The organism is Blastococcus sp. SYSU D00922 (genome assembly GCF_054050495.1).
Window position 1 is genome coordinate 182,487 of record NZ_JBJGZL010000001.1, and the last position, 23,592, is coordinate 206,078.

Consider the following 23,592-nt stretch of genomic DNA (forward strand, 5'->3'; position numbering starts at 1 on the left):
CCGGGTGCGCGGCCGCGCAGCCGCACGGCTAGCGTGCCCCGCGTGGACGCCCCGGCTGACCCGCGCACCTCGTGGGCCCTACCCGTACCGGGCGGCATGCCGCGGACGGCGGAGCTGGAGCCCCTGGTCACCCGCGTCCTCGCGCCGAATCCGTCCGGCATGACGCTCGACGGGACCAACACCTACGTCGTGGGCGGACCGGGCAGCGGCCAGGCGGTGCTGGTCGACCCGGGGCCGGACGACGCCGCGCACCTCGCCGCCGTGGAAGCGGCGCTCGGGGCCCGGGGTGCCCGCTGCGTCGCCGTCCTGGTCACCCACCACCACGGCGACCACGCGGAGGCGGCCCTGCCGTGGGGCGAGCGCTTCGGCGCCCCGGTCGCCGCGGCCACGCCGGCCGTCGCCGGTCCCCGCGGCCGGGTGCTCGAGCACGGCGAGCGGCTCGGGCTGGCGGGCACCAGCATCGACGTCGTCGCCACGCCCGGGCACACGAGCGACCACCTCGCGTTCCGGCTGGAGTCGGGGGCGGTGCTGGTCGGTGACCACGTCCTCGGCCGCGGCACGTCCGTGGTCACCCACCCGGAGGGCGACGTCGTCGCCTACCTCGAGTCGCTGCGGCGGGTCCACGACCTGGGCCCGAGCGCGCTCTACTGCGGCCACGGCCCCGAGCTCACGGAGGATCCCGGCGCGGTCCTCGACTACTACCTGGCCCACCGCGCCTACCGCGAGCAGCAGCTGCTGGCGGCGCTCGCCGCGGGGGCGGGGACGGTGGACGAGCTGGTCGCCGCCGTCTACGCGGAGGTGCCGCGGCAGCTGTGGCCGGCCGCCGCGCAGTCGACCCGGGCCACGCTGGCGAAGCTGCACGCCGAGGGACGCGTCGAGCAGGGGCCGGGGGACACGGTGCGCCCGGCATGACCGAGGTCCCGGTCGTCACCAGCAGCGCGAGCGAGCGGGACCAGCGCCGGGCGGCCGCCGCCCTGGCCGCCGCCGGGCTGCGGGCGGGGGACCGGCTGCTGGTCTCCGCGGCGGCCTCCCCGGCGCTGCTCGCCGTCGTCGCGGGTGCCCTGCGCACCGGGATCGTGCCGGTCGTCCTCGATCCGGCGCTGCCCGCGGACGAGCGGGCCGCCCTCGCGGAGGACGCCGATCCGGCGCTGGACGTCGGGTCCGAGCCGGACCGGCTCCTGACCGGGACGGAGGAGGCCGACCTCGCCGAGGTGCCGCTGGCCCGGCCCATGCACTACACGTCCGGGACGACGGGACGGCGCAAGGGCGTGTGGTCGGGCGTCCTGGCCGAGGACGACGCCCGGGCGCTGGCCGCCGAGGAGATCGAGCTGTGGGGCTTCGGACCGGCCGACCGGCACCTGGTGCTCTCGCCGCTGCACCACAGCGCCCCGCTCCGCTTCGCCGTCCACACCCTGCTGGCCGGTGGCGAGGTGCTGCTGCCCGGCCCCTTCGACGCCGCCCGGGCGACCGCGGCCATCAGCGCCCTGCGGCCGACGACGACGTTCTGCGTGCCCACCCACCTGCAGCGGCTCGTCGGCCGGGACGACGTGGACTGGTCCTCGTTCCGCCGCCTGGTGCACGCGGGCGCCCCGTGCCCCGAACCGCTCAAGCGCGCCGTCCTGGCCGCGCTCCCCGAGGGCAGCGTGTGGGAGTTCTACGGGTCGACCGAGGCCCAGTTCACGGTCTGCTCGCCCGAGGACTGGCTCGCCCACCCGGGCAGCGTCGGCAGGGCCCGCCCCGGCCGGCGGCTGGAGACCGACGACCGCGGCCAGCTGTGGTGCGCCGTCCCCCCGTGGGCGCGGTTCGAGTACTGGCGCGCGCCGGAGAAGACGGCGGCGGCCTGGCGCGGCGACCGGGTGACGGTCGGCGACCTCGGCCGGGTGGACGACGACGGCCTGGTCTGGCTGGACGGGCGCCGCGAGGACCTGGTGATCTCCGGCGGCGTCAACGTCTACCCCGCCGAGGTCGAGGCGGTGCTGGACGCCCACCCCGACGTCGTCGAGAGCGCGGTCTTCGGCGTCCCCGACCCGGAGTGGGGCCGGCGCGTGGTCGCGGCCTACGTGGGGGCCGCCGACCCGGCGGCCCTGGCCGCCTGGGCGCGCGAGCGGCTGGCCCCGGCCAAGCGGCCCAAGCAACTGCACCCGGTCGACGAGCTGCCGCGCACCTCCACCGGCAAGGTGCGCCGGCTCGACCTGCCGGGGGTGCTCGGGCTGCCCGATGCCTGAGGAGCACGACGTCGTCGTCGTGGGGGCCGGGACGGCGGGCTGCGCGCTGGCGGCCCGCCTGGCCGACGCCGGTCGCCGCGTCCTGCTGCTCGAGGCCGGGGTCGACCACCGGCAGGTCCCGGCCGAACTCCTCGACCCCACCTCCATGCGGGCCTCGGTCCCCGGCCACCCGGCGAACTGGGACCTCGAGGCCGAGCTGACCCCGGGCCGGATCGTGCGGGTGCCGCGCGGGCGGGTGGTCGGCGGCTCCAGCGCCCTCTACGCGGGGTCGTTCATCCGCGGCACCCGGGCGGACCTCGACGGCTGGGCCGCGGCCGGCAACCACCTGTGGTCCTACGACGCGGTGCTGCCGGCCTTCCGCCGGCTGGAGGCCGATGCCGACTACGGCGACCGTCCCGGCCACGGCGCCGACGGCCCCGTCGCCGTCGCCCGGCCGCGGGACGGGCATCCGCTCGCCGACGCGTTCGCCGTGGCGGCCGAGGAACTCGGCCACCCCGCCGAGCCGGACAAGAACGGCGACCAGCCGCCCGGCTACGGACCGGTGCCCCTGGCGGTGTCCGGTGGGCGGCGGGTGAGCACGGCGACCGCCTACCTGTCGCCCCGCCGCGGGTCGCCGGAGCTGACCGTGCGCGGCGGAGTCCGGGTGCGCCGCGTGGTGGTCGAGGACGGCCGGGCCGTGGGCGTGGAGACGGCGCACGGCGTGGTCCGCGCCGCCGAGGTGGTGCTGTCGGCCGGAGCCGTCGGGTCGGCCCAGCTGCTGCTGCACTCCGGCATCGGTCCGGCCGACGCCCTGCGCACGCTCGGGATCCCGGTCGTGGCCGACCTGCCCGGCGTGGGCGCGGGGCTCACCGACCACCCGCAGGTCTACGTGCCCTTCCTCCCGGCGCGACCGCTGCCGCCCCCACCCGGCGGGCTGCCGCTGCACGGGGTCCTGCACGCCACGGCGGAGGAATCGGCCCCGCCGGGGGATCTCGAGGTGCTGCCCTGGCTCGTGCCGTTCAGCCGGATCACCGGCGCGCCGACGGGCGACGAGCTGCTCGTCGGCGTCGGGCTGCAGCGGGAGGAGTCCCGCGGTCTGCTCTCCCTCCGGAGCGCCGACCCGGAGCGGCCGCCGCGGATCGAGTACCGGTACCTGGGGGAGGAGCCAGACCGGGCGCGGCTGCGCGAGGGGGTCCGCCTGGCGGTCGAGCTGCTGCGCACCCGGGCGCTGGCGGGCCTGGTCGAGGGCGTCGAGGTGCCCGGCGCCGACGACGAGCTGGACGCCTGGGTGCGGGACCGCCTGACCACCGCCGTGCACCTGGCCGGGACCGCCCGGATGGGGCCGCCGGACGACGAGGGCGCGGTCGTGGACCAGGAGCTGCGCGTGCGGGGCGTAGCCGGTCTGCGCGTCGTCGACACGTCGGTGGTCCCCCGGCCGGTCTCGCGCGGGACCGCCGCCACCGCCGTGATGATCGGGGAACGGGCCGCCGAGCTGATGACCGCCCGTTAGTCGTCGAACGGGAAACCGGGCGGGAACTGGTCGGCGGGCAGCTGGTCGGGAGGGATCTGGGGGACGTCCGGCGGCGGCGCCTCGGGCGGCGGCCCGCCGTCCGGGGGTGCAGGCGCCGGGGCCGGCCGCGGTGGCGGCGGCGGGTTGGGGTCGTTCAGCGGGATCCCCGCCGGCGGGAAGGGGACCGGCGCCTGCGCGGACAGGATCGGGAACATGGCGTCGCGCCAGATCGGAGCGGCCAGCCGGCCGCCGTAGCCCCCCAGGTCCTCGTTCTGCTTCGGGTTGAGCAGCATGACGCTCGCCGCATACTGCGGCGTGTAGCCGACGAAGGCCACCGAGTACCGGTTCTGGCTGGTGCCGGTCTTGCCGGCGATCTGGTGACCGGGGATCGCGGCGCGAGTCCCGGTGCCGATCGGCAGAGCGGTGTCGCCGACCAGGATCTGGTTCAGCGTGGTGGCGACGTCGGGGCGCACCGCCTCCGGGGTGCAGGCCGGGGCGGTGTTCAGCGGTGCGCCGTCCGGTCCGGCCAGGGGGGCGCCGTCCCGGTCGAGGATCTCGGTGACCGGCGTGGGGGCGCACTGCGTCCCGGACGCCGCGAGCGTGGAGTAGGCGCTGGCCAGTGCCAGCGGGCTGGTCGCCTCGGCCCCGAGCGTGAAGGAGCCGCGGTTCTCCGACACCACCTGGTCGGCCACCGGGTCGAGGGAGAACAGGCCCATCCGCTGGGCCGTGCGGACCGGTCCCTCCACGCTGCCGAGCTCGTCCTCCAGCGCCACGAAGTAGGTGTTCGAGGAGCGGACGAGGGCCTCCGTCATGGACAGGGTCCCGGGGTAGCGGCCGGCGTTCTGGACGACGTAGGGCGCCCGCCCGTTCTTGTAGACGCGCGAGACGTAGGGATCGCCGGTCGTGATCGTGTGCCACGGCGGGATCCCGCGCTCGAGGGCGGCGGCGGCCACGAAGACCTTGTAGGTGGACCCCGCGCCCTGGCTCGCGACGAGGTTGAGGTTGACCGACTCCTGCGTGGGGTCGTTCGCGTCGTAGCCGAAGCGCCGGTTGACGCTCATCGCCAGGACCTTGCCGGTGCCCGGCTCCACCGCCGTGAACATCGCGGCCAGGGGGTCGTCGAGGGCCAGGTCGGCGGTCACCGAGCGGTCCCCCGACACCTGCAGGTCCGGCCGCAGCGTCGTCCGGATCGTGAGCCCGCCGGTCTCGAGCTGCTCCTGCGTGATGCCGAGCGTGCCGGTCAGGTGCCGCTGCAGGAAGTCGCAGAAGAACGCGCCGACCAGCGCGTCGACGCAACCGTTCGGCGGCTGCTCGGTCGGGTTGACCACCACGGGCTGGCCGAGGTTGGCGTCGAGCTCCTCGTCGGTGATGTGGCCGAGGGAGTGCATCCGCTGCAGCACCTGGTCCCGCCGGACCCGGGCGCCGTCCGGGTTCGCCACCGGGTCGTCGTTGGTCGGTGTCTGCACCAGCCCGGCCAGCATGGCCGCCTGCGGCAGCGTGAGGTCGACGGCATTCACGGCGAAGTACCGCTGGGCGGCGGCCTGGACGCCGTAGGCGCCCCGGCCGAAGTACACGATGTTCAGGTACCGGGTGAGGATCTCCTCCTTGGAGTACTGGCGCTCCAGCGCGAGGGCCAGCCGGGCCTCGCGCAGCTTGCGGCCGACGCTCTCCTCGGTCGCCGCCGCGCGCTCCTCGGGGGTGGTCGCGGTCTGCAGCAGGGTCTGCTTGACCAGCTGCTGGGTGATCGTCGAGCCGCCCTCCATCACGCTGCCGGCCATGAGGTTGCGCATCAGCGCCCGGGCGGTGCCCTCCACGTCGAGGCCGCGGTGCTGGTAGAAGCGCGAGTCCTCGATGTCGACCAGGGCCTGCTTCATCACGTCGCTGATCGCCTCGGGCGGCACGGGCGTGCGGTTGTGCCGGTAGAAGTAGGTGATCAGCGATCCGTCGGCGGCGAGGACGACGGAGTTGCCGGCCGGGGTGGCGTCACCCAGCTCGACCGGCAACGGGTCGAGCAGGTTGCCGTTGGACCGCACGATCAGCCCCGGCCCGAGGATCCACGGCAGCAGGAGGGCCGCCAGGAGCGCGCCGGCGACCGGGACCGCGACGAGCAGGAGCAGCCGGGCCGCGTGCAGCCGCGGACGGTCCCGCCCGGCCATGGACCACCTCGCCGACGCCGTGCCTGCAACGTGCCGACATGGTGAACCCCGGAAGCGGTCCGGAACAGGCCGTATGCCGCATCGAGACCGAACGGGACGGCGTGTCGGGCGGCGCGTGCTCCACGGCGGACCGCCGGGTGACGCAGGGAGTCGATCACCGGACGCTGCGTGACGCGCCCGGAGGGAGCCGGGCCGTCCCGGCGACGCGCGACCGCAGCCGCCGGGACGCCGGAGCTCAGGGGGTCAGCGGACCGCGGGCAGCTCGCTGGTGGTGGTCGACAGCGGCGACCACGCGTCCGGGTGGGGGCGGCCCGCATCGGCGACCCACGTCCGGGCCGGCGCGGGCGAGCCCGCGGTACGGGTCTGCGGCCGGGCGCTCAGGCTCACGATCAGGGCGAGGAGGACGAGGAGTCCGACGAGGACACCGCCGATGACCAGGAGCGTGGAGAGCATGCACAGAAAATATGCGCGGGACCGATCCGTGTCAGGCCGTCGACTCGGGAAGATCTCACCGAAGATCGCCGGAAGGTTGACACACTTCGCCGCTTGACGCGGCAAGCACCCGGTCCACCCGGGCACATCCCCACAGCACGGGTGGTCGGTGTGCCGGTGCGCTCCGCGTGGGTAGGACGGCGCGGTGCGAGCGGTGCGACGGGTGGCGGGAGCGGTGACCGGCGGTGCCGGGCGGCTGGTGGCGGTGCCCCTCGGGGCCATCGCCCGGTGGCGGGACGGCAAGCCGATGCACCCGCGCGGCGCCGTGTTCGACGCCGTCCTGGACCGGCGGGGCGGCGACCTGGGTGTCCCCTGGCTGGACGCCCGCGCCAGCGACCGGGTCGTGGTGCGGTTGTCCCGGGGGGCCGGGCTGCCCGCTCCGCTCCCGGACCTGCTCGGGCTGGCCGTCCGGCTGCCGGGCGACGGGACGCCGGTGGACCTGCTGCTCACGACGACGGGACGGGGCCCGCTGAGCCGGCTGGTCCCGGTGCCGCGCAGCGACACCGCCGCCGTCTACTCCTCGATCATGGGCTACCGCTCGGCCGCCGGGTCGTTGCGGCTGGCCGCGTTCCCGGAGGCCGACGACGTGCCGTCGGACCCGCACCCCCTCGCCGGGGCCGTCTCCCGGGACGGTCTCCGGTTCACCCTCGCCGTGGCCACGGGCCTCGGCCCGTGGCGGCCCTTCGCCCGGCTCTGCCTCACCCGTCCGCTGCCCGTGCTCGATCCCGACATCCGCTTCGACGCGGTGCAGAACCCGCCGCCGGGCCTCACACCCGACGGCCCCATGGCCCGGTTCCGTGCGCCGGCGTACGCCCGCGCGCGGGCGGAGCGGAGCGCTAGGCGGTCGGCGTGACGGCGAGGGCGTCGTCCAGCAGGGCCCAGGGATCGGCCGCCGCCCCGTCGGCGCGGGCCGCCCGGTCGGCCGCCTCGCCGAGCGCGCCGCGGATCCCGTCGCCGAGCTGGGTGACCAGCGGCCGCAGCATCGGCCAGACCGCGACCCCCAGCTCCGTCCGGACCGCGTCCGCCGCGCCGCAGAGCCGCGCGGCGGCGCGGGCGTCGCCGGTGAGCAGGGCGAGGGCGGCCAGGCCGTCGAGGGCGTAGGCCAGCCCCTCGCGGTCCTGGCCCGCGCGGTGCAGGGCAGCCGCCTCGGCGAGGCGGGACCGGGCGCCGTCGACGTCGCCGGACATCAGCGCGTCGAGGCCCAGCTGGTCGAGCAGGGTCGCGGTCAGGTGGTCGTCGCCCAGCTCGCGGGCCAGCCCGAGGGCCTCCTCGTGCGCGCGGACGGCGGCCGGCACGTCCCCGGCCAACAGGGCGACGTCGCCGTGCGGGACGAGGGCGAAGGCCACCGACCAGGTGTCACCGCTGCGGCGCAGCGCCGCGACCGCCTCCTCGTAGAGCCCGGGCAGCGCCGGGTCCTCGGCGGTGCGCGTCATCGCCACCCCGACCAGCCCGAGACCGAGCAGCCACGGGTCTCCGCGCTCGCGGGCGTCCTCGACGACCTCCTGCAGCAGCGGCGCCGCGTCGTCCAGCCGGCCGAGCGCGATGCGCATGGTCCCGCGCGCCCACCGGAGGAGGGCGGCGGACTCCGGGCGGAGGCCCGCGGCCGACGGCAGCCGGGCGGTCTCCTCCGCGACGGCGGCCATCGGGACCAGCAGCCCCCGCGCCCACCACCAGCGCGCGAGCGGGGCGGTGAGGGCGACCGCGAGCTCGGCCCGGTCGGTGGCCACCGCCCAGCGGACGGCCTCCTGGAGGTCGGTGGTCTCCGCGTCGAGCCGGGCCAGCCAGATCGCGCGGTCGGGGCCGGCGAGCCCGGCCCCCGCGGCGGCGCTGACCGTGGCGAGGTGCCGCGCCCAGCGCTCACGAGTGGCCTCCTCCTCGCCGCGTTCCCGCAGCCGCTCCGCCGCGAAGGCGCGCACGACCTCGAGCATCCGGAAGCGGGGTTCGCCCTCGCCGGTGTCCGACGGCATGACCAGGCTGTGCCCGACGAGCGCGGAGAGCACCTCGGGGACGTCGAGGTCGTCGTCCACCACGCCGACCGCCTCGACGGTGTCGATCGTGGCGCCGGTGGGGCACACCGACAGCCGGGCGAGCAGCGCGCGGGCGTCGTCGTCGAGGAGGTCGTGGCTCCACGCCACGGTGGCGCGCAGCGTGCGCTGCCGGTCGGGGACGTCGACCTCCGCCGCCCGCATGTCGAGCGCCCGGTCGAGGCGGCGCAGCAGCAGCGCGGGCGGCATCGTGCGCACGCGCGCGGCCACCAGTTCGATGGCCAGCGGCAGGCCGTCCAGACGTCGCACGAGCTCGGCGACGGCGTCCGCGGAGCTCTCGAGGCGGAAGCCCGGGTCGGCCTGGCGGGCGCGCTCGGCGAACAGCTGCACCGCAGGGCTGGTCCCGCCGTCGGCTCCGGGGACCGCCAGCGGTCCCAGGGGGACGTCGTGCTCCCCGCGCAACCGCAGCAGGCTGCGGCTGGTCGCCAGCAGCTGCGTCTTCGGGCAGCGGGACAGCAGCACGCCGAGGTCCTGCGCGGCGTCGAGGACCTGCTCGAGGTTGTCGAGCAGCAGCAGCACCCGGCGGCCGGCCAGCCGGTCGGCGACGACGTCTAGCACGGGCCGCCGTCCCTCTGCCTCGACGCCGAGCGCGGCCGCGATGGTCCCGGCGACGTCGCGCGGGTCCCGGACGGACTGCAGGTCGACCAGCCACACCGCGTCCCGCTCGGCCGCCAGCTCCTGGGCGGCCTCGACCGCCAGCCGCGACTTGCCGATGCCCCCCGGCCCGCTCACGGTCACCAGCCGGACGGCGGGGTCGCGCAGCAGGCCGGTGACCAGGGCGAGCTCGTCGCGGCGGTCGACCAGCGGCGTGGCCGGCACCGGGAGCCAGCCCGCGGCCAGCCCGGGCAGCGGCGGCGGCCCGGGCGCCGCGAACCGTTCGGTCATCAGGACGGCGAGGTCGTCGGCCACCCGCTCGCCGAGGTCGTCCGGGTCGTCGTACGGCGTCGTGGAGGCGCCGCTCTCCGCCTGGATCCGGGCGATGAGCGCCTCGAGCCGCGGTTCCCGCTCCGGCGCCCGGCGGCGGACGTAGAGCAGCCGCGGGCGGCCACCGGACAGCTCGTACTCGTCCTCCAGGCCGGAGATCCCCATGTCGGGAGCGATCCAGCCGTACCGCTCCCCGTAGATGCCGACGAAGACGTCGCTCTGCTCGAGGTAGGCGCGGTACAGCTCGCGCGGGGGGTGGGCGCGCGCCCCGAGGTCGAACATCACCGGGGTCAGGTGCAGCCGGCGCACCGCGGCACGGACCGCCGCCCGCTCGGCGGCCAGCTCCTCGAGGGTGGAGGAGACGAAGACGCGCAGCCGGCGGTCGGGGGTGGCGATCGGCTCGCGGGCGTCGCCGGACCCGAGGGTGTCTGCGGCCACGAGGCCTCCCGTCGACGCCCGACCGTGCCGCGGAGTCTAGGGATCCCCGCGGGGGCCGGAAAGGCGGTGACAGGCGGCGCCGGCGGTGGTTCGATCGTGCCGCTCGACAACCGTGCACGGGGGCCCGATGTGCTCGGGAGGCCCAGGTGAACCCTGCCCCTTCGACGACGTCGGCACCGCCAGGCCACCGTCCGGTGCACCCGGGGATGCGGACGCTCCTCGCATCCTTCGCGGTGCTCACCGCGCTCGCGACCGGCGCGCTGTTCGTGCTCGCCGAGAACACGGAGGAGACCTTCGCCTGGACCATCCAGCCGCCGCTCACCGCGGCGTTCATCGGCGCCGGGTACGCGGCCGGCTTCGTCCTCGTCGTCCTGTCGCTGCGGGACCCCGTGTGGGCGCACAGCCGGGTGGCCGTGCTGACGATCTTCGTGTTCGTCGTCCTCACCCTGGTCGCGACGCTGCTGCACATCAACCGGATGCACTTCGACGACGACTTCGGCGACCTCGACGCGCTGGCCAAGGGGGCGGCCTGGTTCTGGCTGGCCGTCTACGTCGTCATCCCGGTCGCCATGGCGGTGCTCCTCGTGCACCAGGAGCGGCAGCCCGGCGAGGACCCGTCGCCTCGGCACCCCGTGCCGGTCGTGCTGCGCTGCGCGCTGGCGGTCGAGTCGGCGGTCCTGCTCGTCGTCGGCGCCCTGATCTACCTCGACCCTGCGACGGCCACCTGGGTGTGGCCGTGGGACATGCCGCCGTTCACCGCGCGGGTGGTGGCGGCCTGGCTGCTCGCCTTCGGCCTGGCGACGGCGCTGGCGGCGGTGGCCGGCGACCTCCGCCGGCTGCGCACCGCGGCCATCGCGTACACGGTGTTCGGCGCGCTGGTGCTCGTCGCCGTCGCCCGCTTCCCCGAGACGCTGGACTGGGACGAGGCGCCGGCCTGGATCTTCGTCGGCATGGCCGCCGCGGTGGTGCTCACCGGCGCCGCCGGCTGGCGGCTGGCACCTCCGGCGACCCGGCGTCATGGCTGAGGAGCAGAAGGCGGCCCTCGTCGTCCTCACCCGGGACGACGCCGCGCGTGCCGCGCTGAGCGCCGAGCTGGAGCGCCGCTACGGCCGCGACTACGCCGTCGTGGGCTGCTCGGTGCCCGACGACGTCGTCGCCCGGCTACCCGAGGGGCTGCCCGTCGCGGCCCTCCTCGGCGGGCTGGGCGGCGCCGACCCGGACGGGCTGGAGGTGCTGCGCTCCGTGCACCGCGAGCACCCCGGCGCGATGGCGGTCGCGGTGGTGCGGTGGGGCGACTTCGACACCGCGCGACCCATCTTCGAGGCGTTGACGCTCGGCCAGCTCGACCGGTGGTCCTACGTGCCCGAGGTGGTGGGCGACGAGGAGTTCCACAGCGCGGTCACCGAGATCCTGGAGGAGTGGGCGGCCCGGCAGGGCGGCGGCTTCGAGGCGGTCCGCATGATCGGCGACCGCTGGTCGGAGCGGGCGCAGCACCTGCGCGACACCTTCACCCGCAACCGGATCCCGCTCGGGTTCTACGACGCGGGATCCCCCGACGGCGCGGCGATGCTCGCGGGCCTGAAGCTGGACGACCCCCGGCTGCCGGTGGTCCAGCTGCGCTTCCGGCCGGAGCGGCCGGTGCTCGAGGACCCGTCCGACATGGAGATCGCCGACGCGTTCGGGTTGTTCACGCCGCTGGACACCGACGCCGTGTTCGACCTGGTGGTCGCCGGGTCCGGGCCGGCCGGGCTGGGCGCCAGCGTGTACGCGGCGTCGGAGGGGCTGAAGACGCTCGTCCTCGAGCCCGAGGCGGTCGGCGGGCAGGCGGGCACGAGCTCGCTGATCCGCAACTACCCCGGCTTCCCGACCGGGATCAGCGGGAACCGGCTGGCCTTCAGCGCCTACCTGCAGGCCTGGGCGTTCGGCAGCACCTTCCACTTCATGCGGTCGGCCCGGTCGATCGCCCCGGAGGGGGACCTGCTGCGGTTGTCGCTGAGCGACAGCGCCTCCGTGCTCACCCGGGCCGTCGTCGTCGCGACCGGGGCGAGCTGGCGGCGGATCGGGGTGCCCGAGCTGGAGGCCCTGACCGGGCGCGGGGTCTTCTACGGCGCCGCGGTCAGCGAGGCGCCGGCGATGCGCGGCCGCCACGTGTTCGTGGTCGGCGGCGGCAACTCCGCCGGGCAGGCGGCCGTCCACCTGTCCCGCTACGCAGACCGGGTCACGGTGCTGATCCGGCGCGCGTCGCTGGTCGAGACGATGTCGGACTACCTCATCCGGGAGCTCGACGCCCTCCCGAACGTCGACGTGCGGCCCCGCGTGCAGGTGGTGGGCGGGACCGGCGGCGACTTCCTCGAGACGGTGACGATCCGCGACCTGGACAGCGGTGAGGAGACCGTCGAGCCCGGCGTCCTCTTCGTCCTGATCGGCAGCGAACCGCGGACCGGCTGGCTGGCGGGCGCCCTGGCGCGCGACCGGTGGGGGTTCCTGCTCACCGGGTCGCAACTGCTGGGGGACGACGTGTCGCCCCGGTGGCCGCTGGAACGGCCCCCGGCGCTGCTGGAGACCAGCATGCCGGGCGTCTTCGCGGCCGGGGACGTGCGGTCGGGCTCGGTGAAGCGGGTGGCCTCGGCGGTGGGGGAGGGCGCGCTGGCGATCACGCTCGTGCACGCGCACCGCGCGGCGACGGCGGGCGCGCGCAGCTGAGCGTGGGTTCCCGCTCACCCGATGGAGTTGCTCACGTATCGGCCGGTGGATGACGGGGTAGGGCCGAGCTGACCGGCTCGAAGGATCGTGGCCGGGCGCTGACACCACCGCGCAGCACGTGCTGCCGCAGTGCTCGACCGCACGAGGAGCCGACCAGCCCGATGTCGACCGACCCCCCGGAAACCGGGGGGCCGTCCCGCAGGGGCGGCCCCGTCCGCGTGGCCACCGTCCCGTTCGCCGATCCCTACGTCGACGCCGTCCTCCCGCCCGACGTCGTCCGGGTGGGGCCGTCGGGCGAGCTCAGCCCCTGGCTGGACGTCGCCTACCTGACCGCGCACGCCCGGGACGTCGACGTCCTGCACCTGCACACCGGGCAGGCGCACGTGGCGGCCGCGGCGGTGCAGTGCTGGGCGGAGACGGTGCGGCGGCTGGGCATCCCCCTGGTCGTCACCGTGCACCGGGTCGGTACCGGGGCCGGCTGCCCGCGAGATCCCGCGATGGACGCGCATCTGGAGGCCGTGCTGTCGACGGCGGAGGTGGTCCTGACCCTGACCCGCGGCGCTGCCGACGAGATCGCCGAGCGCTTCGGCCGGACGGCGATCGTGGTGGCGCACCCGTCGGTGGCCCCCGCCGACCCGCAGCTCGGGTCGGAGCGGGGGCTCGTGGGGCTGCGGCTGGGCCGGATCTCGTCGGCCGTCCCCGACCCGGGCGCGCTCGTGCGGGCGGCCCTCTCGGGAGCGGTGTCCGGCGGCGGACGGCTGCGGGTGCTGGTGGACGCGGTCGACGAGCCCTGGATCGGCAGCGCGGTGCGCAAGCTGGCCGCGGCGGGTGATGTCGAGCTGGTCGTGCACCCCGCCGAGGACGGGCCGGCGCAGCTGCAGCAGCTGCACGTCGCCGTCCTCCCCGAGGCCTGCGGGAGCCACTCCCGCGAGCTGGAGGTCTGCCGCGACGTCGGCACGCGGGTCGTCGCGCCCGGCTGCGGCTGGTTCGCCGGCCAGTGGTCGGACGTCGTGGCCTTCGGCAACCACGAGCAGGGCCGCCTGGACCCGGTGTCCCTCACCGCCGCGGTCGGTGCCGCGCTGGCCCGGCCGATGTCGCGGCCGGCCGACCGCCAGTGGCGGGACGAGCAGCGGACCGCGATCAGGCAGGTGCACGCCGACGTCTACGCGCAGGTGGCGGCCGACCGCAGCTGGGTGTGAGCTCGGGAACCCCGCGGGCGGCGAACCGGCGCTAGGGTCGGCAGCGCACCAGAGGGGTGGCAGAGGCGCGGGGGCCTGAGCAGCGGAGCGTCGCGGTGGGCCCACCTGCGGTCGTGCGGGATCCGCCCGCCACGCACCACCCGCCGCTCGCGGTCGTCCTGGCCGCGGTCGCCGGTGGCTACGGGCTGGGTTCGCTCACCGCCTTCGTTCTCTTCCAGGCGTCCGACGTCGGCGCGGTCCTCTTCCCCTCGGCCGGGGTGACCCTCGCGGCGCTGGTGCTCTCCCCGCGCCGGCGGTGGCCCTGGCTGCTGGCCACGGTCGCGCTCGTCGAGACGGCGATGGACCTCGCCTTCGGCCTCCGGCCCCTGTCGGTGCCAGGCTTCGTCCTCGCCAACGTCGCCGAGCCGCTCGTCGGGGCGGCCCTCCTCCTGCGTCTCGCGCCGTCGCCGGACCTGAGCCGCAGGCGGGACCTGGCGGCCTTCGTCGGGTGCGCCGTCGTCGCCGGGCCCTTCGTGGGCGCGCTGGTGGGTGCATCCACGAACGCCGTCGTCCTGGGCCGGAACTGGCTGGACGCCTTCCTGCCCTTCTGGGCCGGCGACGGTCTCGGCGTCCTCACCGTCGGCGGCGCCCTGCTCACCTGGCGGGCCGGCTGGCACCGGTCGGCGGCGCGCACGCTCGTGGAGCGGGCCGGTGTGGTCGCTGTGACCTGCCTGGTCACCGTCCTGGCCTTCTGGCCGGACACCGTCCCGCTGGCCTACCTCCCGATCCTGCTGCTCGTGTGGTTCGCCTTCGTCCACGGGGTCCCCGCGGTGGCGCTGGCAGGGGTGGGGATGGCGCTCACCGCCAACGTCGTGACGGCAGCCGGCTGGGGGCCGTGGGCGGCGCTGGCCGGCACCCCGAACCTCGAGATCGCGACGCTCCAGCTGTTCCTGGCCGTCGCGATCCTCAGCGCGTGGCTGCTCGCCGTGGAGATCGCCGCGCAGCGACGGGCCCGGTCGCGGTCACAGCAGGAGATCGCCGCGCGGCGCAGGGTGGAGGCGCTGCAGGAGGTGACCGCGGGCCTGGCGCGGGCGGCGACCTCCGAGGCCATCGCGCTCGTGGTCATGCGCCGTGGGCTCAGGCTCATCGCGGACGAGGGCGCGGTCGGCGTCCACTCGGCCGACGGCAGCCGGCTGCGGCTCTGGGTGACCCAGGCCGACGGGCAGGTCCAGGCCGTCGGGGAGCTGTCCGTCTCCAGCCGCTCCCTCATCACCGCCGCCCTCCGTGCCGGGGCCCCGGTGCGGGCGCAGACGAGGGCGGAGATGGATGCGCTGTACCCCGACAGCCTGGCCGTGCGGCGGGATGCCGGGATCCACAGCGCCCTGGCCGTCCCGGCACGGATCGGCGACGTCACGGTGGGCGCCCTGGCGTTCGGCTTCACCGCCGAACGGGCGGCCGACGCGGACGTGGCGGCGCTCGCTGCCACCCTCGCCGAGCTGATGGCGCAGGCGTTGCTGCGGGCCCGTCTCTACGAGGAGGAGCGCGAGGCGGCCCACCAGTTGCAGCGTGCGCTGCTCCCGTCGGTGCCCGAGGAGCTGCCGGGCATGCGGGTCGCCGGGTGCTACCGGCCGGCCGACAAGGACAACGACGTGGGCGGCGACTGGTACGACGCGTTCGCGCTCCCCGGGGGGCGGACGGGGTTCGTGGTCGGCGACATCGTCGGGCACGACCTGCGCGCGGCGGCGGCGATGGGCCGGCTGCACGCGGTCCTGCAGGTCTTCGCCGCGCGGGAGGGCAGCAGCCCGCAACTGGTCCTGCACGGGCTGGACGACGCCTGCCTGCGCATCCCGGGCGCCCAGTTCGCCACCGTCGGGTACGGCGACTACGACCCGGCGACGTGCCAGCTGCGCTACGCCTGCGCGGGTCACCTCCCGCCGCTGCTCGTCGTCGACCACCGGGCGGAGTTCCTCATGGGTGGTCGCTCGACGCCGTTGGCCGTCCAGGCCGGGGTCCGGCGCGAGGCATCCCTGGAGGTGCCCCCGGGGGCGATGCTCCTGTGGTACTCCGACGGCCTGGTGGAACGGCGCGACTCCGACCTCGATGCCGGGATGGAGCGGCTCGCCGCGGTCAGCCGGTCGCTGACCGGGGACGAGCCCCGGGTGTGGTGCGACGCGGTCATCGAGGAGCTGGTCGGGGGTCATGCGTTGCACGACGACGTCGTCCTGATCTGCCTGCGCCTCGGGGGGCCGCCCGCCGTCGGGGCATCGCCGCTCGAGGAGGAGCCCGAGGAGCTCGTCGCGGGCGGGCCGGTGTCCACGGCGCAGCCGCTCGGGCTGGTCCCGCCGACGCGGAGCGCTCCGGAGGTGGTGTCTGTGTGGGCAGGGGCGGGGTCGAACCGCCGACCTCTCGCTTTTCAGGCGAGCGCTCGTACCGACTGAGCTACCTGCCCCTCCCGGTGTCTCCACCGGAGAGCGACCCTGACGGGACTCGAACCCGCGACCTCCGCCGTGACAGGGCGGCGCGCTAACCAACTGCGCTACAGGGCCTTGCTTGGTCGTGCTGTCGTGCGTGCCCCCAACGGGGTTCGAACCCGTGCTACCGCCTTGAAAGGGCGGCGTCCTGGACCACTAGACGATGGGGGCTCGTAGTTCGCCGGGGGCGGGAGAAACAATACATGGCCTTCCGGCGCACTCCGCGCCGGGGCCGGGGAGGCCTCACCCGAGGGAGGCCCGCAGCTCCACGGAGTCGTCGGTGACGCTGGAGCACTCGAGCTCGAGCGGGCCCGCGGTGACGCTCTCGCCCTCGGCGCAGGAGACGCTGACGTCGCCCACGCCGAGCGAGGCGCGGCCGTCCTGCACGCCCCCGAAGGTGAGGGTCGTGCCGAGCACGTCCGCCTCGGCGCCGTCACCCGACAGCGTCACCGTGCAGCCGCTCGTCGAGCAGCTGACGCCGTTGGAGGTGAAGGAGCAGGCGGACAGCGGCAGGAGCAGGGCGCCCGCCAGCAGCGGTGCCGCGATCCGGGGGGCCGTCGACGTGAGGGGCATGGCACGAGCCTAGGTGCGCGGGGTCAGTCCGACGGGGACGCGGGCGTGGCCGGGCCGTCGGGGGACGCCTCGTCGGGCTCGCCCTCGGGCTGGGGCGGGAAGCGCCGCTGGATGGTCACCTCGGTCTCACCGAGGCCGCCCAGGGTGATCTCGTCGTACGCCTGGAGGCCCCCGGTGCCGGCATCCAGGTACAGCACGGTGCAGGTGAGCGGCTCGGGGAACTCGCCCTGGAGCGCGCGCAGCCCGGCACCTCCCGTGGAGCCCTCCACCATCAGCAGCGTGCCCTCGTCGAACGAGGCCACCCTCCGGTCGTGGGTGTGCCCGGCCAGCACGAGCGGGACGTCGCCGTCCAGGGGCCGGCCCTGCTTCGGGTCGTGGACCATCGTGACCGCCGGCGGCTCGGGCAGGGTCTCCACGTACTCGAGGAGCTCCTCGCCGGACTCGTAGAGCACCTCGTCGCCCGCGTCGTCGTCCCCGGTGCCCTTGTCCGGCGTGAACCGCGGGTCGGGGATGCCGGCGATCTCCAGGCCGGCGACCGTGGTCGAGGACCGGTCGAGCACGACCGCGTTCGGCTGGGCGGCGACCAGCGCGGCCGTCGTCGCGGAGTCGTGGTTGCCGCGGATGTAGACGTAGGGCACGCCCAGCGTCCCCACCGACGTGATCAGCCGGTTCTCCGGCTCGCTGCCCCAGTCGGTGATGTCCCCGGTGTCGAGCACGGCGTCGACGCCGAACTGGTCGACCACCTGGGCGACCAGGTCGAACCCCGCGGGGTTGAGGTGCAGGTCGGACACGTGCAGCAGTGACACGGTCGCGCCGTCGCCGGCGGGAGCCGGCAGGGCGGAGAGGGCCGAGTAGAGCGTGCCGACGTTGCCGACGATGTCCTCCAGCGAGGCGCGGTAGGCGTCGAAGCGGGCGGCGATGTCCTCGGCGCTGCCGATGAGGCTGGTCGCGTTGACCATCAGGCCGGTGTAGGTCGGCTGGGAGATCGCCTCGGGACGCCACGTCGCGGCCCCCAACCCGCCCGTGCCCAGGAGCAGCACCGTGGTGATCCCGACGGCGATCAGGGGTTCCTTGCGCCGCCGGGTGATGGCCAGGCTGGTGACGGCTGCCCCCGCGAGCGCGAGCCCGGCCGTCGTCCACACCAGGCGGACGACGGCCGACTGGAGGTCGTCGGTGACCCGGTCGACCACGCCGGAGAGACGCACCGGGTCGCTCGCCAGCTGCTGGGCGCGTTCCTGGTCCACCCGCTGGAGGGCGACGTCCAGCCGCAGCGGGCCGTTGTAGACCTCGACCGCGATCGTCCCCAGCGGAGGGACGGCGACGGTCGCACCGCCACCCGCGGGCCGGAACGCCAGCGTTGCGTCGAACGGGCCGATGGGCGCGGAGATCCGGCCGAAGAGCGCCACGGCGACCATCGCGCCGGTGAGGGCGATCGCCACCCGCAGGGCCCAGCGCCCCGCCACCCGGGCGCGGCCGGGCCAGGGGGAGGGGGTGGGCGCGGTGGGCTCGCTCACCGCGTCCACGTTACTGAGCGGCGACGGCTTCCGTCGGGCGGAAGATCCAGCGGAGCGCGGCGAAGCGGATGAGCCCGATCAGGCCCGTGACGGCGGCGACCAGGCTGATCTGGAGCACCGGGTGGGCGGAGCCGACGGCCGAGTCGAGCCAGCCGAGCGCGATGCTGGTGGTGACCAGGCCGAACAGCGAGACGCCGCCCGCCTCGATCTGCGCGGCCAGCCAGCCGACCCGCTCGTCGGCCCGGAAAGTCAGCCGGCGGTGCATCTCGTTGGCGAGGACCGTCGAGACGACCGTGGCGACGATGTGCGCCGTCAGGTAGCCGAAACCCTGGAGGCCGAGGAAGAGCAGGGCGTAGACCGCCGTGGAGGAGCCGCCGACGAGCACGAAGCGCAGGAACTGGCCGAGGGTGTCCTCGCGACGCACCTGCTCGGAGACGGCGTGCGCGACGTCGTGCGCCACCTCGCCCGCCGTGTGCGCGTGGCCGTGCGGGAGGTCACCGGGCAGTTCGGTGTCCTCCGGCCGGCGGCGCAGCAGGGACGGGCAGGTCACGACGGTCCTCTCGGGTTCGGGGCGAGCTGGGTCAAGGCTCCTCTTCGGGCTAACCCTTGTCACGCGAAAACATGCCGCCTCACCCTGACAGTTACCTGTCTGTTCGATCACGATCGGCTGCCGACGGTCCCGGTTCGAGGGGCGTCACCTGCACGAACCGGGGGTAGGGGAGCGCCCATGAGCCTCATGGGGATCCTCGACCGCGTTGCCGACGTCCAGAGTTTCGACAAGGTCATCGAGCCGGCGCGCAAGGCGGTCAACGCCGCGCTGCGTCCCCAGGCCTTCAAGGACCTGCTGCACGGGACGTGGCTCGGTCACGCCCTCCATCCGGTGCTCGTGCAGGTGCCGGTCGGCAGCTGGGTGTCGGCCGGTGTGCTCGACGCCGTCCCCCCGCTGCGCCCCGCCGCGACGGTCATGATCGCGACCGGCGTCACCGCGGCGGTCCCCGCGGCGCTGAGCGGTGCCGCGGACTGGTCGGAGCAGGACGCGGGGGTGCGGCGGCTCGGCGCGCTGCACGCGGTGGCCAACGTCGCGGCGCTGGGCCTCTACGTCGGCTCGCTCGCCGCCCGCCGCAACGGCAGGGGCACCCTCGGGCGGGTGCTGTCCTACGCCGGCCTGGGCATCGCGACCGGATCGGCGGCGGTCGGCGGGCACATGTCGTACGCGCAGTCGTCGGGCGCGTCGCACTCGGCCACCGCTGCCCGCGCGCTCACCACCGACTGGATCGACCTCGGCCCGCTCGACGACCTCCCCGAGGGGCGCCCGGCGCTGCGCACGGGCAAGGGCAGCAGCGTCGCCGTCCCGCTGGCCGCCGTCCGCCGCGGCGCCCGCGTCGACGTCTTCATCGGGGCCTGCTCGCACCTCGCCGGGCCGCTGCACGAGGGACGCGTCGAGGAGGTCCGGGGGCAGGAGTGCCTGGTCTGCCCGTGGCACGGCTCGGCGTTCGACCTGGACGACGGCTCGCCCCGCCGCGGTCCGGCCGCGAACCCGCAGGAGAAGCTCGAGGTGCGGATGGAGGCCGGCCGCGTGATGGCCCGCCTGCCCGGACGCAACCGGTAGGCCGCTCCGGGGGCCTACGCTCCGCGCCGTGAGGCGGACGGCGGTCGCACTGCTGGTGGGGCTGACCGCTGCCTGCGGGACGACGTCGTCGCCGTCGGCTGCTCCCTCGTCCTCGGCGGCCCCCACGGCCGACGCCGTCCCGGTCGTACCGGGGATCGAGGCGGAGGCGGTGCGGCTGCGCACCGACGAGGCCGTGGGCGGCCGGTTCCAGGTGCGCATCACCGCGTCCCAGGAGTTCACCGTCACCTCGGTCGCCCTGGACTCGCCCGGTTTCGCCGCCCTGCCGCCCGCCGCCGAGACGGCGGAGTTCGAGCCGGGGCGGGTGATCGACCTGCCCGCCCCCTACGGCGCGCCGGTGTGCGACGCGGAGCCCCTGCCCGCCGCGGCGCGGCTGACCGTCGTCCGGCCGGGCGGCGCGGAGGAGACGGTGCGCGCGCCGCTGTCCGCGGACGTTCTCCAGCTGATCCACGACGAGGAGTGCGCCGTCGAGGTGGTGACCGAGGTGGTGGACGTCGCCGTCAGCGACCTGGCCGAGGAGGGCGACGCGCTCGTGGGTGCGCTGACCCTGACCCGTCGGCAGGGCGACGACCCCGTGGTGGTGAGCACGCTCGACCGCAGCGTCCTGGTCGAGGCGAGCGCGGACGGCCTGCCGCTGGAGCTGCGCGCGGGGGTGCCGAGCGCGCGGACGGACGTGTCCTTCACGCCGGCGACCTGCGACCCGCACGTGCTGTCGGAGACGAAGAAGCCGTACGTCTTCCCGCTGATCGTCCGGGTGGGGGACGACGAGCCGGTGGCGATGGACCTCCCGCTCGACCAGGCGGCGAAGGACCGGCTGGCGGCCCTCGTGCAGCGGGTCTGCGCCGTCGGGCGCTGAGACCGGGGGAAGAAGCCGGCCCGGCCGCCCCGGGGGGAACGGGTCAGCCGGGCCGGGGTCGATCCCGCCGGGCCGACCGGCGGAAGCTCTGCTCCGGCCGTCCGGCCCGAGCGGTGATGACGGTACGTAGTCGCCGCCGACCCGCGGCATCCCCTGAACGGGTGCAATGCGCGGGCTCCCGGTGACCGAGCGCACACCCGACCGGGTTCGCGGGCGGCCGGCGTGGGCACCGGGTGGGGGTGTTCTTCCTCTTCTCCAGCCGGCTCGGCTGCCTCGGTTCGCTCCTGGTGTCGGCCGTGCTGACGCTGGTCCTCCTGCTGGTGCTCGACGTCCTCTGACGGCTACAGCGCGGAGGCGAGCAGGCCGATGCCGAGCGCGGCCATGACGACGGCGATCAGCGCGTCGAGGACCCGCCAGGCCGCCGGACGCGCGAACAGCGGCCGCAGGAGGCGCGCGCCGTAGCCGAGGGCGCTGAACCAGACGATGCTGCCGATCGCGGCGCCCGCGGCGAACCACCAGCGGCTGCCGCCGCGGCTGTCGGCCACGGAACCGAGCAGCAGCACGGTGTCGAGGTACACGTGCGGGTTCAGCCAGGTCAGCGCCAGGCAGGTCACGACGGTGGCCACGAGCCCGTTGCGCAGGCCGCCGGTCTCGACGGCGATGGACGCCGGGCGGAGGGCGCGGCGGGCGGCGAGGACGGCGTAGCCGAGCAGGAACGCGGCGCCGGCGAGGCGGATGGCGGTGATCGCATCGGGCAGGCGGGTGCTCAGCCACGAGTTGCCCGCCACCCCGGCGACGATCAGCACCGCGTCCGACACCGCGCAGATGACCACGACGGCGGTCACGTGCTCGAGGCGCAGCCCCTGCCGGAGGACGAAGGCGTTCTGCGCCCCGATCGCCACGATCAGCGAGAGGCCCAGCCCCAGCCCGGCCGTCGCGGCCAGCAGTCCCGTCGTCACGGGGACCACGCTAGGAAGACCGCTTTCGACAGTCCAGCTACGTTTCCTTCACTGCCGTTAGCATCGCTGTCGATGGACGTCGAGCTGGCGCAGCTGCGGACCCTGGTCGCCGTGATCGACGAGGGCACGCTCGAGGCCGCCGCCCGGCGGCTGCACGTGACGCCGTCAGCGGTGTCGCAGCGGCTGCGGGCGCTGGAGGTCGCCACCGGCCGGGTGCTGGTGCAGCGCGGACGGCCGGCGACCGTCACCGCGGCCGGCGAGCCGGTGCTGCGGCTGGCGCGCCAGGTCGGCCTGCTCGTCGACGACGCCGGCCGGCAGCTCGACGCCGCCGAGCCAGGGGGTGCGCCGGTCGTGCCGATCGCGGTGAACGCCGACTCGCTGGCGACGTGGGCGCTCCCGGCGCTCGCTCCGCTGGCGGACCAGCTGCGCTTCGACCTGCACAGCTCCGACCAGAGCCACACCAGCGAGCTGCTGCGGGCGGGGACCGTGATGGGCGCGGTCACCTCCGACGCGGAGCCGGTGGCCGGCTGCCGGGTGACGCCGCTGGGCCGCATGCGCTACCTCCCCTGCGCCGCGCCCGCGTTCGCCGACCGGTGGTTCCCGGACGGTCCGGGCGCCGCGGCGCTGCAGCGGGCACCGGTGGTCGTGTTCGACCGGCGCGACGACCTGCAGCACACCTACCTGCGGCGGCACCTCCGGTCGGTGTCCGAGGTGCCGCTGCACTACGTGCCGTCGTCGGCGGACTTCCTGTCGGCCGTCGCACTCGGCTTCGGCTGGGGGATGCTGCCGGAGCTCCAGCTCGCGGAGGGGCCCGGCCCGGTCACCTCGTTCGACCCGGACGGCGCCGTCGACGTCCTCCTGTACTGGCAGCAGTGGCGGCTGGAGTCCGGGCCGCTGGACCGGGTGGCGGACGCGCTGCTGGCGTCCGCGCACGCCCGGCTCAGGACGTGACGGTGCGCTCGGTACCGGAACAAGGCGGGGCGCGATCGGCTGGTGTCGCATCTTGTTGCCCATTCAGTCGGCGCCGTCGCCCTGCCAGACTGCGACGGTGACGCAGAGCGAGGACCTGTCCGCCCGCGGCCGTTTCTGGGACCGCCCCGCGACCTGGAAGGCGTTCGCGCTGGTCGCCGGCTACCTGGCCTTCTACCTCGCGGTCTCGACCCTCACCGGGGCCGCCTTCGCCGACCGGATCGACGACGAGAACGTCGTCGCGGACGCCCCCAGCATCTTCTTCGGGCTGGTGCTGCCGATCGGCATCGGCGCGGTGGCCCTGCTCCTCTTCACCTGGTGGGTGGGCTGGCTGCCCGCGGTCTTCGGTCGGCAGCCGCTCGGCGGGCGCGGATGGATGTGGATCGCTCCCGCACTCGTCGCCGCCGTGATCGTCGGGCATGCCGGCGGGGCCGACTGGGACGACTGGACCGGTGCGGAGATCGCGATGCTGGCGCTGCTGGGCGTGTGCATCGGTATCGCCGAAGAGCTGGCCACGCGGGGTCTGGCGGTCAAGATGCTGCGCGAGGCCGGGCACGACGAGCGGTTCGTCGCCGTCGTGTCCTCCCTGCTCTTCGCGTGCATGCACCTGATCAACCTGATCGCGGGCATGGAGCTGCGGACCGTGCTCGCCACCCTGCTCTACACGTTCTGCTTCGGCGTCTGCATGTACCTGGCCATGCGCGTCACGGGCACCATCTGGGCGGCGATCGTCCTCCACGGGTTCACCGACCCGACGACCATCCTGTCCACCGGTGGCGTCGACGAGGCCGTGGGCACCCAGGAGGCCTCCGGCTGGTCCGCCCTCGCCTCGATCGGCACCTTCGCCTTCATGGCGTTCGCCGTCATCGCCGTGTTCCTGATCCGCGGGGCGCAGGTGCGCCGAGGTGCGGAGGCGCCGCACTAATCCGGCCGATCCCGGGGCGGGCCGTCGCCTCTGGTCGTGCCGTACGAG

18 protein-coding genes, 3 tRNA genes and 1 pseudogene are annotated in these 23,592 nt (G+C 75.5%); 12 read left to right on the top strand and 10 right to left on the bottom strand.

What is annotated here, in order from left to right; genetic code table 11:
- Window positions 1-42: 42 nt before the first annotated feature.
- Genes ACI78T_RS00930 through mftG form a run of 3 tightly spaced genes read left to right on the top strand, consistent with a single transcriptional unit; the run spans window position 43 to window position 3,714 of the window.
- Complete coding sequence (locus tag ACI78T_RS00930; RefSeq protein ID WP_456556218.1) at window positions 43-912, top strand: MBL fold metallo-hydrolase; 870 nt, start codon at window positions 43-45, stop codon at window positions 910-912.
- Window positions 909-2,225: a class I adenylate-forming enzyme family protein gene (locus ACI78T_RS00935; protein ID WP_456556219.1), complete on the top strand. Its 1,317-nt coding sequence runs from the start codon at window positions 909-911 to the stop codon at window positions 2,223-2,225. The genes ACI78T_RS00930 and ACI78T_RS00935 overlap by 4 nt, the downstream gene beginning before the upstream one ends.
- Complete coding sequence (gene mftG / locus ACI78T_RS00940) at window positions 2,218-3,714, top strand: mycofactocin dehydrogenase MftG (RefSeq protein WP_456556220.1); 1,497 nt, start codon at window positions 2,218-2,220, stop codon at window positions 3,712-3,714. Before ACI78T_RS00935 ends, mftG begins: the two co-directional genes overlap by 8 nt.
- Here mftG and ACI78T_RS00945 read toward each other — a convergent pair.
- Complete coding sequence (locus ACI78T_RS00945) at window positions 3,711-5,870, bottom strand: transglycosylase domain-containing protein (protein WP_456556221.1); 2,160 nt, start codon at window positions 5,868-5,870, stop codon at window positions 3,711-3,713. The genes mftG and ACI78T_RS00945 overlap by 4 nt on opposite strands.
- Before the next feature lie 243 nt (window positions 5,871-6,113).
- A complete protein-coding gene (locus ACI78T_RS00950; protein WP_456556222.1) occupies window positions 6,114-6,323 on the bottom strand; it encodes a hypothetical protein in 210 nt (69 codons plus the stop codon).
- 184 nt (window positions 6,324-6,507) lie between these two features.
- On the opposite strand from ACI78T_RS00950, the gene ACI78T_RS00955 reads away from it, so the two are divergent.
- Window positions 6,508-7,215 carry a phosphodiesterase gene (locus ACI78T_RS00955; RefSeq protein WP_456556223.1) on the top strand — a complete coding sequence of 236 codons (708 nt, stop codon included), beginning with the start codon at window positions 6,508-6,510 and terminating at the stop codon, window positions 7,213-7,215.
- On the opposite strand, the gene ACI78T_RS00960 is transcribed toward ACI78T_RS00955, so the two are convergent.
- Window positions 7,199-9,769, bottom strand: coding sequence for a DUF4062 domain-containing protein (locus ACI78T_RS00960; protein ID WP_456556224.1), 2,571 nt, complete (start codon window positions 9,767-9,769; stop codon window positions 7,199-7,201). The two genes, ACI78T_RS00955 and ACI78T_RS00960, sit on opposite strands and share 17 nt — an antisense overlap.
- Before the next feature lie 206 nt (window positions 9,770-9,975).
- On the opposite strand from ACI78T_RS00960, the gene ACI78T_RS00965 reads away from it, so the two are divergent.
- The 4 genes and pseudogenes from ACI78T_RS00965 to ACI78T_RS00980 form a co-directional block, all read left to right on the top strand.
- A complete protein-coding gene (locus ACI78T_RS00965) occupies window positions 9,976-10,794 on the top strand; it encodes a hypothetical protein (RefSeq protein WP_456556225.1) in 819 nt (272 codons plus the stop codon).
- Entirely contained in the window at window positions 10,787-12,472 is a 1,686-nt protein-coding gene (locus ACI78T_RS00970; protein WP_456556226.1) for an NAD(P)/FAD-dependent oxidoreductase, read from the top strand. The genes ACI78T_RS00965 and ACI78T_RS00970 overlap by 8 nt, the downstream gene beginning before the upstream one ends.
- Window positions 12,473-12,633: 161 nt before the next feature.
- Window positions 12,634-13,671: a glycosyltransferase gene (locus ACI78T_RS00975; protein WP_456556227.1), complete on the top strand. Its 1,038-nt coding sequence runs from the start codon at window positions 12,634-12,636 to the stop codon at window positions 13,669-13,671.
- Between the two features lie 113 nt (window positions 13,672-13,784).
- Window positions 13,785-15,830, top strand: a pseudogene (locus tag ACI78T_RS00980) (SpoIIE family protein phosphatase); the annotation flags it as partial.
- Window positions 15,831-16,025: 195 nt separating this feature from the next.
- On the opposite strand, the gene ACI78T_RS00985 reads toward ACI78T_RS00980, so the two are convergent.
- The 6 genes from ACI78T_RS00985 to ACI78T_RS01010 all read right to left on the bottom strand — a co-directional run bounded on the left by ACI78T_RS00985 (window position 16,026) and on the right by ACI78T_RS01010 (window position 18,758).
- Window positions 16,026-16,099 (bottom strand) — tRNA-Phe (locus ACI78T_RS00985).
- Window positions 16,100-16,122: 23 nt separating this feature from the next.
- Window positions 16,123-16,196: transfer RNA gene (locus ACI78T_RS00990), tRNA-Asp, on the bottom strand.
- 23 nt (window positions 16,197-16,219) lie between these two features.
- Window positions 16,220-16,292 (bottom strand) — tRNA-Glu (locus tag ACI78T_RS00995).
- Window positions 16,293-16,364: 72 nt separating this feature from the next.
- Window positions 16,365-16,694, bottom strand: a complete 330-nt coding sequence (locus ACI78T_RS01000) for a hypothetical protein (RefSeq protein ID WP_456556228.1) — start codon at window positions 16,692-16,694, stop codon at window positions 16,365-16,367.
- Window positions 16,695-16,717: 23 nt separating this feature from the next.
- A complete protein-coding gene (locus tag ACI78T_RS01005) occupies window positions 16,718-18,208 on the bottom strand; it encodes a metallophosphoesterase family protein (protein WP_456556229.1) in 1,491 nt (496 codons plus the stop codon).
- A 10-nt stretch (window positions 18,209-18,218) separates the two neighbouring features.
- Entirely contained in the window at window positions 18,219-18,758 is a 540-nt protein-coding gene (locus tag ACI78T_RS01010; protein WP_456556230.1) for a GtrA family protein, read from the bottom strand.
- Between the two features lie 177 nt (window positions 18,759-18,935).
- On the opposite strand from ACI78T_RS01010, the gene ACI78T_RS01015 reads away from it, so the two are divergent.
- Together ACI78T_RS01015 and ACI78T_RS01020 are read left to right on the top strand one after the other, a co-directional pair.
- On the top strand, window positions 18,936-19,817 hold the full coding sequence (locus ACI78T_RS01015) for a Rieske 2Fe-2S domain-containing protein (protein WP_456556231.1): 882 nt from the start codon (window positions 18,936-18,938) through the stop codon (window positions 19,815-19,817).
- Window positions 19,818-19,845: 28 nt separating this feature from the next.
- The gene (locus ACI78T_RS01020) at window positions 19,846-20,691 is read left to right on the top strand and encodes a hypothetical protein (RefSeq protein WP_456556232.1); all 846 of its coding nucleotides are present in this window, start codon (window positions 19,846-19,848) and stop codon (window positions 20,689-20,691) included.
- Window positions 20,692-21,032: 341 nt separating this feature from the next.
- Here the strand turns inward: ACI78T_RS01020 and ACI78T_RS01025 are convergent, their stop codons facing one another.
- Complete coding sequence (locus ACI78T_RS01025) at window positions 21,033-21,650, bottom strand: LysE/ArgO family amino acid transporter (protein ID WP_456556233.1); 618 nt, start codon at window positions 21,648-21,650, stop codon at window positions 21,033-21,035.
- 72 nt (window positions 21,651-21,722) lie between these two features.
- Here ACI78T_RS01025 and ACI78T_RS01030 point away from each other — a divergent pair, with 72 nt between their 5' ends.
- Both ACI78T_RS01030 and ACI78T_RS01035 read left to right on the top strand, forming a co-directional pair.
- Window positions 21,723-22,601 (top strand): LysR family transcriptional regulator ArgP, encoded by an 879-nt coding sequence (locus ACI78T_RS01030; RefSeq protein ID WP_456556234.1) that lies wholly within the window; start codon window positions 21,723-21,725, stop codon window positions 22,599-22,601.
- Between the two features lie 97 nt (window positions 22,602-22,698).
- Complete coding sequence (locus ACI78T_RS01035; RefSeq protein ID WP_456556235.1) at window positions 22,699-23,544, top strand: CPBP family intramembrane glutamic endopeptidase; 846 nt, start codon at window positions 22,699-22,701, stop codon at window positions 23,542-23,544.
- The last annotated feature ends 48 nt before the right edge of the window (window positions 23,545-23,592 follow it).

Excerpts from the sequence above, each read along its gene's own strand:
- ACI78T_RS01030 (WP_456556234.1), top strand. The coding sequence starts at position 21,723 with ATGGACGTCGAGCTGGCGCAGCTGCGGACCCTGGTCGCCGTGATCGAC.
- ACI78T_RS00945 (WP_456556221.1), bottom strand. The coding sequence starts at position 5,870 with ATGGCCGGGCGGGACCGTCCGCGGCTGCACGCGGCCCGGCTGCTCCTG.
- ACI78T_RS00970 (WP_456556226.1), top strand. The coding sequence starts at position 10,787 with ATGGCTGAGGAGCAGAAGGCGGCCCTCGTCGTCCTCACCCGGGACGAC.
- ACI78T_RS00935 (WP_456556219.1), top strand. The coding sequence starts at position 909 with ATGACCGAGGTCCCGGTCGTCACCAGCAGCGCGAGCGAGCGGGACCAG.
- mftG (WP_456556220.1), top strand. The coding sequence starts at position 2,218 with ATGCCTGAGGAGCACGACGTCGTCGTCGTGGGGGCCGGGACGGCGGGC.
- ACI78T_RS00965 (WP_456556225.1), top strand. The coding sequence starts at position 9,976 with ATGCGGACGCTCCTCGCATCCTTCGCGGTGCTCACCGCGCTCGCGACC.
- ACI78T_RS00950 (WP_456556222.1), bottom strand. The coding sequence starts at position 6,323 with ATGCTCTCCACGCTCCTGGTCATCGGCGGTGTCCTCGTCGGACTCCTC.
- ACI78T_RS01015 (WP_456556231.1), top strand. The coding sequence starts at position 18,936 with ATGAGCCTCATGGGGATCCTCGACCGCGTTGCCGACGTCCAGAGTTTC.
- ACI78T_RS00975 (WP_456556227.1), top strand. The coding sequence starts at position 12,634 with ATGTCGACCGACCCCCCGGAAACCGGGGGGCCGTCCCGCAGGGGCGGC.
- ACI78T_RS01000 (WP_456556228.1), bottom strand. The coding sequence starts at position 16,694 with ATGCCCCTCACGTCGACGGCCCCCCGGATCGCGGCACCGCTGCTGGCG.